The following is an 11,591-nucleotide window of genomic DNA, read 5'->3' on the forward strand; positions in this document are numbered from 1 at the left end:
CACATGGCCCGCGGCCTTCACAACAGCGCTATCCGACCCGCGTCCCGGGCAAAAGCGCGTTCATTCCCCTCAGGAGACCACCATGCAACGTCGTATTTTCTGCCTGGCCATGGCAGCCGCCACCCTACTCGCCGCGGCCCCTGCCTCGGCGGCCGACGCCTATCCCGACCGGCCTGTGACGCTGGTCGTTCCTTTCCCACCCGGTGGCCCCACGGACGCTATGGCGCGCCGCCTGGCCGAGGGTCTGAAAAACCAATTGGGGCAAACCGTAGTGGTGGAAAACCGCAGCGGCGCCGGCGGCAACATCGGCGCCGAATACGTCGCCAACGCCAAGCCCGACGGTTACACCCTCCTGTTCGGCACGTCGGGCCCGCTGGCGATCAACGTCAGCCTGTACAAGAAACAGCAGTACGACCCCCAAGAGAGCTTTGCGCCCATCATCCGCATCGGCCACCTGCCCAACATCCTGACCGTGCATCCGTCGGTACCCGTAAATAATGTGCAGGAACTGATCGCCTACGCCAAGGAAAATCCCGACAAGCTCAGCTATGCCTCGTCGGGCAACGGCGCCTCCTCGCATCTGGCCGGCATTCTGTTTAACAAAATGGCCGACACGAAAATCCTGCACGTGCCCTACAAGGGCACCGGTCCGGCCCTGAACGACCTGCTGGGTGGCCAGGTATCGATGTCGTTCACCGACATCCTGACCGCATTGCCGCACGTGCAGGCCGGCACGTTGCGTGCCATCGGGCTGGCGAGCGCCGAACGCTCCGACGCCCTGCCCGATCTGCCCACCATCGCCGAACAGGGCCTGCCGGGCTACGACGTCAGCGTTTTCTTTGGCATCGTGGCGCCGCGCGGCACGCCTGCCGAGGTGGTCGCCAAATTGAACCAGGCCTTTATCGCGACGTTAGCGGACCCGGGTGTCAAAGAAACCCTGCACAAGCAGGGCATCGTCGACGCCGAGGACAAGACGCCTGAAGGCCTGGCCACCTTCATTGATGCGCAAGTACCCAAGTGGCGCGCTATCGTCCAGGAAGCCCACGTGGCGCTGGACTGAGGATCGATTCCCTATGCCTATCCCTACTCTGCAACCCGGCGCGCTGGCGGGCTGCCGCGTCATCGACTTGTCTCGCGTGCTGGGCGGCCCGTACTGCACGCAGTTGCTGGCGGACCACGGTGCTGATGTCATCAAGATCGAACCTCCTGCCGGCGACGAAACGCGCGGCTGGGGGCCTCCGTTTCTGGGCGATACGGCGTCGTACTTCGTCGGCGTCAACCGCAACAAGCGCGGCATGGCGCTCGATCTGTCGCAACCCGCCGGCCAGGAGCTGTTGCGCCGACTGCTGGCCGACGCCGATGTGCTGGTCGAGAACTTCAAGCCTGGCACGCTAGAGAAATGGGGACTCGGCTATGACGAACTCTGTGCCGCATTTCCGCGCCTGATTCATTGTCGCGTCAGCGGCTTTGGCGCGGACGGCCCGCTGGGCGGCCTGCCTGGCTACGATGCCTGCGCGCAGGCGATGTGCGGCTTGATGAGCGTCAACGGCGATGCCGACGGTCAAGCGACGCGCGTGGGACTGCCCGTGGTAGACATGGTCACGGGCCTGAACGCGGCGGTGGCGGTACTGTTGGCCCTGAATGAGCGCACGCGCAGTGGGCTGGGGCAGTTTCTGGATATCACCTTGTACGACTGCGCCGTGTCGTTGCTGCATCCGCATGCGGCGAATTATTTCTATAGCGGCAAAGTACCGGGCCGCACCGGCAATGCGCACCCCAACATCGCCCCCTATGAAACGCTGCCCACCCGCAACGGGCCGATCTTTCTGGCGGTGGGCAACAACCGGCAATTCGCAGCGCTGGCCAAGGCGCTGGATGTCCCTCAGTTGGCCACGGACCCGCGCTTTATTAACAACGCCGACCGGTTGCAGCACCGCGAGGCACTACGCGACGCACTGACTGCGCTGTTGGCACCGTACGAAGCGGCACCACTAGCCGAACAGTTGCTGCGGCAAGGCGTGCCGGCGGCGGCCGTACAGACCGTCGAAGACGTGCTGCACCATCCGCACACGCAGCATCGTGACATGGTGCTGGAGCAAGGCGACTACCGCGGGGTAGGCTCGCCCATCAAGCTATCGCGCACCCCAGCCAGCCTGNGCAGGCTACCGCCTGCGCTCGGCGAGCACGATGCCGAGATCCGCGCTGACCTCGGCGATTAGTCACCCAGCACCCACCCTTCGCGTCTTGGATCGGCCCCATCCAGCAGCCCTCCCGCATCGATGACGATGCCCTGGAGGCCGCTGGGGAAATCGACCATCTTGACCTCGTACCCCATGCCGCGCAGGGCCGGCGCCAGATTCTCCAGTGCCGTGCCTTGCTCTAAATCCGCGGCCTGATTGCGGCTGTAATGAAATCGACCTGTGCCAACCGCCATTATCGCAATAGAATCCCTGTTTTCCCCCACCCTTTTATCATGCGTCTTCGACACATCGAAATTTTCGAAGCCATCCGCCGTACGGGCTCACTGACCGAAGCGGCGGCGGCGCTGCATATTTCCCAACCGGCTGCCAGCAAGCTGCTTGCGCACGCCGAGGCGCAATTGGGTTTCAAGCTGTTCGAGCGCGTCAAGGGCCGTCTGGTGGCCACGCGCGAGGCCGAGATCCTGACCCCCGAGGTCACTCGCCTGAATCAAGACCTGAATAGCGTGCGCAGACTGGCGGCCAGTCTGCGCGATCGGCCGCACGGCCACATCCGGTTGGGTTGCGCACCCGCATTGGGGCTGGGCCTGCTGCCGCAAGTGGTACGCGCCAGCCGTGACGCCCGCCCCGGTTTGACGTTCGATATTCATACCTATCACAGCGCCGAGCTGGTCCAGGGACTGCTGAGCCGCGAGCTGGACCTGGCCGTGACATTCGATATGCACGACTATGCGGGCCTGACCCGCGCGCCGCTGGGCCATACCGAACTGGTGCACTTGGGCCGCAAGGCGGACACTACGACGACGACCCGCCTGGCCGACCTGGTCGATGACACCTTGATCGTGCTGGACTCGCGCGATGCCTCAGGCACGCTGCTGCAGATGGCGCTGGATGCCCAAGGCCTGAATCCCGATGTGGCCATTCAAGTGCAGACCCATTACGTCGCCTGTGCACTAGCAGAAGCCGGCTGCGGCGAAGCGATCGTCGATGCCATTACCGTGCGCGCCATGTTGCGTCCGGGCATGATCGTGCGGCGTCTGGATCCGCCGCTGAAGGTCCCGCTCAGCATTTTGACGCGAACACAGGATCCCTTATCGAGCCTGCATCGCGAGCTCATTGAACGGCTGCGCCAGGCCTGCGAAGACCTGGCGCAATCGACGCTCGCGTAACGACGTCAACGATCGCGTAGCGATGTCGACGATCGCAATGCGAGCTGTGAAGGCTCGTGGTCGACTTACGCGACGCGGCGCTGAACCACAGACTGGGCCACAAACGTGATCGCCTCGGCGCGCAGGCGCAGACGCTCGCGCAGGGCCTCAACCACGGGGCCCTTGCGGACAATCTTCATGCCTGCGATGGATTGACGGCCCGGAGCAGGCCCAAAGTCCGCCAACATCGAGGTGGGGTTGACGTTCTGAAACATCGAACGATTCCCCGTATCCACGTACGACTCGGCGGCAACGCCCTCGGCCAACAGGATGTCGAAGTGGTCCAGCTCAACATGGAAATACTCAAACGACTGGCGTGACAGATCTTGCGTGATGGTCTTGCCGTTGACCAACGCCATGGCCGGAATCAATTTGCCGTCGAAGTACAGGTGATGATGAGGCGAGATCGTCAGATCGCGATGCGGCACGTTATCGGCGATGGCGTCTTTGTGAAACGTGATCGGAAAGGCCTTGAGCGCGTCTTTGGCGGGGATACGCGACGCAGTCAGCTTGCGATAACCCAGCCACTTGACGGTGGCCACCTGCCCGCTGGCGGTCAGCACCTTGTCGCCGGCCCGCAAAGCCTCGACCTTGGATTCCCCGTCAGGGGTGGCGATGTGCGTGCCGCGCAGATAGCAGGCGTAGCTGATCAAACCATTGTCGTACACGGAAAGCACGGTGCCCGCCGGCACATCACCATCGATCTGGAATTTCACAAATTTGACGGTAGGACCGTTAACTTCAAGAGGGAGACCATCGATGGCGTATCCCACGCCCAGCAGACCATTCTCGTCGTATTTCATGTCCACCGGCAGAAAGTTGCCACCGCCATCGGGATCGTTCATTTCCGCAATGATCCGATCACCGATGCGCAGACCGCGAATGGAAATGACAGGAACATCGACGGCCGGATCATTCGGCAAGATCAGTTTAAGCGTACCGCCGGCGTCCCCGGTGAACTCGAAATCGACGTTGTCGAAATCGCTCGTGCGCGAGTCCTGGTTGCCGTAGGTCAGCGAGGACGCTCCGTCGATCCTGTACGTCATACTGGTATCTACGCGGGCACCCATGGTGGGGCCGATGACGACGTCGGCACCGTTCAAAGCAACGATGCTGTTGGTGCAGCTATCAGGGCATTCAATGATGGCGTTGACAATGACGTCAACGCCATCGACCATTACCTGGCTCGACCCCGTCATCTTGAGTTTCCAGGTGTCGTAAGGGCTGCAAGCGTTATCGTCAATCCTGATAATGACGTTGTCAGGAACTGTGTATCTGTAATTCATGGAAAGAGGCTGAATGAGTCTGAAGGATGCGTTCGAATGATTCGCGTGCTTCTGAGTAACAGCCGAACTCATCTCGTTCCGACTCGTTTCAACGACTTCTCTCGATAGGCAATCGTCCAGTCCAACATGCGACGAGGTCGCCCATTGACGAAGGCCCGTGCGCGCGACGCTGCGCCAGGCCTGCACAGACCTGGCGCAATCGACGCTCGCGTAGCGGCGTCAACGATCGCGTAGCGATACGAGCGCAATGCGAGCCGTGAAGGCTCGTGGTCGACTTACGCGGCGCGGCGCTCGACCACAGGCTGGACCACAGGCGCGATCGCCTCGGCGCGCTGGCGCAGACGCTCGCGCAGGGCCTCAACCACGGGACCCTTGCGGACGATCTTCATGCCTGCGATGGATTGACGGCCCGGGGCAGGCCCGAAGTCCGCCAACATCGAGGTGGGGTTGACGTTCTGAAACATCGAACGATTCCCCGTATCCACGTACGACTCGGCGGCAACGCCCTCGGCCAACAGGATATCGAAGTGATCCAGCTCAACATGGAAATACTCAAACGACTGGCATGACAGATCTTGCGTGATGGTCTTGCCGTTGACCAACGCCATGGCCGGAATCAGTTTGCCCTCGAAGTACAGGTGATGATGAGGCGAGATCGTCAGATCGCGATGCGGCACGTTATCGGCGATGGCGTCCTTTTGAAACGTGATTGGAAAGGCCTTGAGCGCGTCCTTGGCTGGAATACGCGACGCAGTCAGCTTGCGATAACCCAGCCATTTGACGGTGGCCACCTGTCCGCTGGCGGTCAGCACCTTGTCGCCGGCTTGCAGGGCCTCGACTTTGGTTTCCCCGTCAGGCGTGGCGATGTGCGTACCGCGCAGATAGCAGGCGTAGCCGACCGAACCATCGTCGTACAGGGCGATCCGATCACCTTCCGTCACACTTTCGTCCAGGTAGATTTTCACGAATCTGGCGTCGGGGACGTCGAATTCATAGAGGGGGCCATCGACGGCGTATGCCAGGTTCAGCAGACCCTCCGCGTCGTATTCCATGTCCACCGGTAGAAAGTTGGCGCCGGCGGGATTGGTCATTTCCGCAATAAATGTGTCGTCAGGGCGTAAACCCCGAATGTAGACAACAGGAGCATCAATATTCGGATCATTCGGCAAAATGAGTTTGAGCGTTCCGCCGGTGTCCCCGGTGAACTCGAAATCGACGTTGTCGAAATCGCTCGCGCTCGAGTCTTGGTTGCCGTAGGTCAGCGAGGATTTTCCGTCGATCCTGTACGTCATGCTGGTGTCTGCGCGGACACCCATGGTAGGGCCGATGACGACGTCGGCGCCGTTCATAGCAACGATGCTGCTAGCGCAGCTGTCAGGGCAATCAATGATGGGCTTAACATTGATGTCAATGCCCTTGACCTCTACCCGGCTCGACCCCGTCATCGTGAGTTTCCAGGTGTCGTGAGGATTACATGAGCCGGCATTAATCTCAACGACCGTGTCGTCTGGTACTTTGTATTTATAGATCATGGAAATATAGGCTGAATGAGTCTGAAGGATGCGCCTGAGTTATTCGCGCGTTCCTGAGTAACCCTCAAGACGGTCTAGTTCCGGCTTGTTCCACCTACTTTTCATTGAATGCAATCGTCGAGTTCAATATGCGACGAGGCCTTGCCATTACGCATGTCCGCGACGCGCGCCACCGAGCGTCGCGGCTGCAGACTTGGCGTAATTGACGCTTGCGTAGCAATGTCGACGATCGCAATGCAAGCCGTGAAGGCTCGTGGTCGACTTACGCTGCGCAGCGTTGGACCACAGGCTGGACCACAGGCGCGATCGCCTCGGCGCGCTGGCGCAGACGCTCGCGCAGGGCCTCGACCACGGGGCCTTTACGGACGATCTTCATGCCTGCGATGGATTGACGGCCCGGGGCAGGCCCGAAGTCCGCCAACATCGAGGTGGGATTGACGTTCTGAAACATCGAACGATTCCCCGTATCCACGTACGACTCGGCGGCAACGCCCTCGGCCAACAGGATGTCGAAGTGATCCAGCTCAACGTGGAAATACTCAAACGACTGGCGCGAAAAATCTTGCGTGATGGTCAGGCCGTTGACCAACGCCATGGCCGGAATCAATTTGCCGTCGAAGTACAGATGATGATAAGGCGAGATCGTCAGATCCCGGTGCGGCACGTTATCGGCGATGGCGTCTTTTTGAAACGTGATCGGAAACGCCTTGAGCGCGTCTTGGGCGGGGATACGCGATGCGGTCAGCTTGCGATAACCCAGCCATTTGACGGTGGCCACTTGCCCACCGGCGGTCAACACCTTGTCGCCGGCTTGCAGGGCCTCGACTTTAGTTTCCCCGTCGGGCGTGGCGATGTGCGTACCGCGCAGATAGCAGGCGTAGCTGAGCGAACCATCTCCGTTCGGCTTAAAAGAGTAGCCCGCTGGCATATCTTCATCGAGTTGGAAACGCACCCATTTGATCGGAGCGCCATTAAACTCATAGTTGGCACCATTCACATTGAATGACAAGCTCAGCAAGCCCTCTCCCCTATCGTAATAAAGGGTCTTTGGCAGAATATTGGCGCCACCGTAGGGATTGTTCATTTCCACGAGCATGTTGTCGCCAGGACGTAGTCCACTAATGGAAATGGTAGGAATATCGATCTTTGGATCACTCGGCAAGAGGAGTTTGAGCGTACCGCCGGCATCCCCCGTGAACTCGAAATCGGTGTGGTCGAGTTGTTTCGCGTCCAGGCCTTGGCTACGGTAGGTGAGTGATGATTCTCCCTCAATTTTGTAGGTCATCTGCTTGTGTGCGCAGACCCCTTGGGCAGTACCGATGATCACGTCGGCACCGTCAAACGCACCGATACTGTTGGCGCTGGTATCCGTGCCCGTCATGGTGGGATTGATAGTGACGTCAATCCCTTTGACCACCACCACATTCAACCCTGGCATGACGACGTTCCAGGTATCGTGATTGTCACTCGTGACGGAGTTAAGTAGGAGGGTGGTAGCGTCTGGTAATTCGATATCGTGGGTAGTCATGTGAACGTGGGCGAGATGAGTCTGAGGGATGCGCTTGAGTTATGCGCGCGTCCCTAAGTACCCCTCGAAACAGCCTGGTTCCCGCTTGTGCTACCTACTTTTCATTGAACGAAATCGCAGAACTCAGTCTGAGACGAACCCCTACACTTATCCCATCACACCTCGTCCTGAACGAAAAAAAACGCCTCAAGAATGAGGCGTTTTGTATTCCACGATGACGGGGTCGAACCCAGGACGGGTCAACCCTGCCGCGGGGATTAGTTGAGCTTGATGTTGCTCTTTTTGACGATGTCTTTCGCCCAGTCGTTCTGCTCTTTGATTTCCTTGGCGAACTCTTCGGGGGTATTGCCAGACGGCGCGGAACCCTGCTGGTCGAGGACTTGAATGACCTTGGGATCCTTCAGTGCCACCACGGCAGCGTCACGCAGCTTGTTCACGATTTCCATCGGCGTGCCGGCCGGCGCCAACAAACCGTACCAAACCGGCTGGTTGACTTGCGGAAAGCCGACTTCCTTGAAGGTCGGGACATCGGGCAGCGACTTCAGACGCTCGGGCCATGCCACGGCCATGGCGCGCAGGTTGCCCGCCTGAATCTGACCCATGGACGAGGGCAGGTTGTCGAACACGATTTCGATCTGGCCACCGACGGCATCCGCCACGGCGGGACCCGAGCCTTTGTAAGGCACGTGGACGATATCGGCGCCGGTTGCGTCCTTGAAGGACTCGCCCATCAAGTGCAGCACGCCGCACGTACCCGAACTACCGTACGAATACTTGCCGGGATTCTTTTTCAGCTCTTCGAGAAAGCTCTTGAAGTCCTTGGCCGGGAACTTGGGGTTCACCGACACCACGTTGGCGGTGTTGGCAAAATTGGTGACCGGCTGGAAATCCTTGATCGGATCATAGGGCAGGTCGTTCGGACGGCAAGCCGAGTTCACTGCCATCGTCGAGACAGTCGCGATCGACAAGGTGTAGCCATCGGGCTTGGCGCGGGCGGCTTCGGCCGCACCGATTGCACCACCGGCGCCACCTTTGTTTTCCACGACCAACGGCTGGCCCAGCTCTTGAGCCATGCGCTGGGTCACCAGACGCGCGATGATGTCGGTCGAGCCACCCGGGGCAAACGGCACAATGACGCGAACCGGCTTGTTGGGGTAGGCATCCGCCGCCAACGCGGCCGACGCACCGGCCAATCCTGTGGCCATCGCGATGGCCGTCACCAGGATACGAGTGTTGATCTTCATTATTGTGATTCCTCCATGTGCGAGGCTCCCTGTCCGGGAACCACTAGTGCAGGCGTCAGCGCCCAGCCGATAAGCCAAACGCCGTCAACGCAAAAAACTAGGCGAAGTATAGGCAATTTTGAGATTGCATCTTCGTCGGGTTTCGGGAGAATAGCAGCAAATCGGCCTCTCCGAGTAGACTAGAAATACCCTATTTTCCTGCCCCACGCTGATTTTTATGTCCGTTGCGCTACTGGTTTTGCCTGATTTTTTGCTGGTTGCCCTCGGTTGGGTATTGCGTCACAAACTGGGTTTTAACCGGGATTTTTTCGCCGGCACCGAGCGCCTGGTGTACTTCATTCTGTTTCCGGCGCTGCTCTTTCAATCGATTCTGCGCACGCCCATCAGTGCCGATAATGCCCTCTTGTTGCTGCAGTCGACAGTGTCGGTTCTGGCGGTGGGCGTGGCGCTGGCATGGCTGGGCGGTCGAATTTTGCGGGCTCCACCCTTGGCATTGGCGTCGGCGGCACAATGCGGCTATCGCTTTAATACGTATATCGGCCTGGCTTTGGCGGCCAGCCTGGGCGGCGCACAGGGTCAAACCACCATGGCGCTGATCGTGGGTTTTGCGGTCCCTTTTGCGAACCTCGCGGCCGTCTATGGGCTGGCGCGCCATGGCGGCAGCGGCCTATTGCGCGAGCTGATACGCAACCCCTTGCTGGTGGCCACCCTGCTGGGCCTGGCCGGCAATCTGGCGGGCCTGCAACTGCCGGGCCCTGTCGACACGGTGATGGCACGCCTGGGCGCCGCCTCGCTGGCACTGGGCATCCTGTGCGTGGGCGCCAGCCTCTCGTGGCAAGGCGGCCAGGGGCACGGCCGCCTGATCACCTGGATATTGACGGTCAAACTGCTGCTGCTGCCCCTGGCAGCCATCGGCGCTGCCACCCTGTTCGGCCTGGCCGATGCCGAGGCCCGCATCCTGCTGCTGTTTGCGGCCTTGCCGACGGCCTCGGCTGCCTATGTACTGGCCATGCGCATGGGCGGAGACGGTCGCATGGTGGCACTGATCATTTCGCTAGGCACGCTGTTCTCGGTCGTGACCCTGCCGATGTGGTTGATGATCGTCGGTGGCTGACTGTCTCGGGGCAGCATGCGGCCAGGCACCGCGTGACTCTGCCAAGGCCCGCGGTCGAACAGCGTGAAGGCTAGCTTAGCGTTTGGCGTTGGTCATGTCTGCCGGCACGACCCATTGTGCAAACTGTTCTTCCGTCACGAAACCCAACGCCAGCGCCGAGTCCTTGAGCGACAGGTTTTCCTTGTGCGCTTTTTTCGCGATCTGGGCGGCCTTGTCGTAGCCGATATGCGGATTCAGCGCGGTCACCAGCATCAACGAGCGATCCACCAGCTCAGCGATGCGTTCGCGATTGGGTTCAATGCCTGCCGCGCAATGTTGATCAAAGCTGGCCATGCCGTCGGCCAACAAGCGTACCGACTGCAGGAAGTTATGAATCACCAACGGCTTGAACACGTTCAACTCAAAATTACCGCTGGCGCCGCCAATGTTGATCGCCACGTCGTTGCCCAGCACTTGGGCGGCCAACATGGTGATGGCCTCGCACTGCGTGGGATTGACCTTGCCCGGCATAATCGAGCTGCCTGGCTCGTTTTCCGGAATGCTGATCTCGCCCAACCCCGACCTCGGGCCGCTGGCCAGCCAGCGCACGTCGTTAGCGATCTTCATCAGACCCGCTGCCAATGCCTTCAGGGCGCCGTGGGCGAAAAGCAGGGCCTCGTGCGAGGCCAAGGCTTGGAACTTGTTGGGCGCCGACACAAAGGCAGCACCGGTATCATGCGCCAGCGCTGCGCTGACTTTGGCGCTGAACTCCGGGTGAGCGTTGAGCCCCGTCCCCACGGCGGTGCCGCCGATGGCCAACTGATGCAGCCCGGATAAGGTCGCCCGAATCTGTTGCTCGGCCAGGTCCAGTTGGGCCACGTGGCCCGACAGTTCTTGTCCCAGTGTCAGCGGCGTGGCGTCCTGTAAATGGGTACGGCCGATTTTGACGATGTCATAGAACGCCGCGCTCTTTTCCGCCAACGTGGCACGCAGCGCTTTCAGCGCCGGCAACAGATGCGTCTCGACCTGCACGGCCGCCGCCACATGCATTGCCGTCGGAAAAGTATCGTTGGATGATTGGCCGCGGTTTACGTGATCGTTGGGATGCACGAGGCGGGCCTCGCCACGCTCGCCGCCCAGCAGTTCCGAGGCGCGATTAGCCAGCACCTCGTTCATATTCATATTGCTTTGCGTGCCCGACCCCGTTTGCCAGACTGACAGCGGGAACTCGTCGGGCCACTTGCCGGCGATCACCTCATCAGCGGCACGCACGATGCCATCCGCGATCTTGGCATCGAGTTCGCCCAGTTCGGCGTTCACCCTGGCCGCCGCGCGCTTTAAGCTCGCCATGGCCGCCACCAGCGGCACGGGCATGCGCTCGGTCGAAATGGCAAAAAAGTGCAGCGAGCGCTGTGTCTGGGCACCCCACAAGTGATCGGAAGGAACCTCGATAGGGCCGAACGTATCTTTTTCGATGCGGGTAGTCATGATGTCAAAATTCC

Annotated in this window: 9 protein-coding genes and 2 pseudogenes; 5 read left to right on the forward strand and 6 right to left on the reverse strand. The window is 60.4% G+C overall.

Annotated features, from left to right (window positions below):
• Nucleotides 1-82 precede the first annotated feature (82 nt).
• From ACNAZS_RS12335 to ACNAZS_RS12345, 3 genes and pseudogenes are all read left to right on the forward strand, one after another.
• A complete protein-coding gene (locus ACNAZS_RS12335) occupies nt 83-1,060 on the forward strand; it encodes a Bug family tripartite tricarboxylate transporter substrate binding protein (RefSeq protein WP_415789560.1) in 978 nt (325 codons plus the stop codon).
• A gap of 13 nt (nt 1,061-1,073) precedes the next feature.
• Nucleotides 1,074-2,156 (forward strand): CaiB/BaiF CoA transferase family protein (locus ACNAZS_RS12340; RefSeq protein ID WP_415789562.1); only part of this gene is annotated, 1,083 nt, incomplete at its 3' end.
• Between the two features lies 1 nt (nt 2,157).
• A pseudogene (locus ACNAZS_RS12345) lies at nt 2,158-2,219 on the forward strand (hypothetical protein); the annotation flags it as partial.
• Here ACNAZS_RS12345 and ACNAZS_RS12350 read toward each other — a convergent pair.
• Nucleotides 2,216-2,404 (reverse strand): annotated as a pseudogene (locus ACNAZS_RS12350) (gamma-glutamyltransferase); the annotation flags it as partial. The pseudogenes ACNAZS_RS12345 and ACNAZS_RS12350 overlap by 4 nt on opposite strands.
• 69 nt (nt 2,405-2,473) lie before the next feature.
• On the opposite strand from ACNAZS_RS12350, the gene ACNAZS_RS12355 reads away from it, so the two are divergent.
• Complete coding sequence (locus tag ACNAZS_RS12355) at nt 2,474-3,367, forward strand: LysR family transcriptional regulator (RefSeq protein ID WP_415789564.1); 894 nt, start codon at nt 2,474-2,476, stop codon at nt 3,365-3,367.
• Between the two features lie 65 nt (nt 3,368-3,432).
• On the opposite strand, the gene ACNAZS_RS12360 is transcribed toward ACNAZS_RS12355, so the two are convergent.
• The 4 genes from ACNAZS_RS12360 to ACNAZS_RS12375 form a co-directional block, all read right to left on the reverse strand.
• Complete coding sequence (locus ACNAZS_RS12360) at nt 3,433-4,605, reverse strand: Hint domain-containing protein (RefSeq protein ID WP_415789566.1); 1,173 nt, start codon at nt 4,603-4,605, stop codon at nt 3,433-3,435.
• Between the two features lie 362 nt (nt 4,606-4,967).
• Entirely contained in the window at nt 4,968-6,137 is a 1,170-nt protein-coding gene (locus tag ACNAZS_RS12365) for a Hint domain-containing protein (protein WP_415789568.1), read from the reverse strand.
• Between the two features lie 349 nt (nt 6,138-6,486).
• The gene (locus ACNAZS_RS12370; protein WP_415789570.1) at nt 6,487-7,752 is read right to left on the reverse strand and encodes a Hint domain-containing protein; all 1,266 of its coding nucleotides are present in this window, start codon (nt 7,750-7,752) and stop codon (nt 6,487-6,489) included.
• 257 nt (nt 7,753-8,009) lie between these two features.
• Nucleotides 8,010-8,996, reverse strand: coding sequence for a tripartite tricarboxylate transporter substrate binding protein BugE (locus ACNAZS_RS12375; RefSeq protein WP_415789572.1), 987 nt, complete (start codon nt 8,994-8,996; stop codon nt 8,010-8,012).
• Between the two features lie 217 nt (nt 8,997-9,213).
• On the opposite strand from ACNAZS_RS12375, the gene ACNAZS_RS12380 reads away from it, so the two are divergent.
• The gene (locus tag ACNAZS_RS12380; RefSeq protein WP_415789574.1) at nt 9,214-10,110 is read left to right on the forward strand and encodes an AEC family transporter; all 897 of its coding nucleotides are present in this window, start codon (nt 9,214-9,216) and stop codon (nt 10,108-10,110) included.
• A 75-nt stretch (nt 10,111-10,185) separates the two neighbouring features.
• Here the strand turns inward: ACNAZS_RS12380 and fumC are convergent, their stop codons facing one another.
• A complete protein-coding gene (gene fumC, locus ACNAZS_RS12385; protein ID WP_415789576.1) occupies nt 10,186-11,577 on the reverse strand; it encodes a class II fumarate hydratase in 1,392 nt (463 codons plus the stop codon).
• Nucleotides 11,578-11,591: the final 14 nt, after the last annotated feature.

It is taken from the genome of Bordetella tumulicola (genome assembly GCF_965138755.1).
Lineage (GTDB): Bacteria > Pseudomonadota > Gammaproteobacteria > Burkholderiales > Burkholderiaceae_B > Bordetella_A > Bordetella_A tumulicola.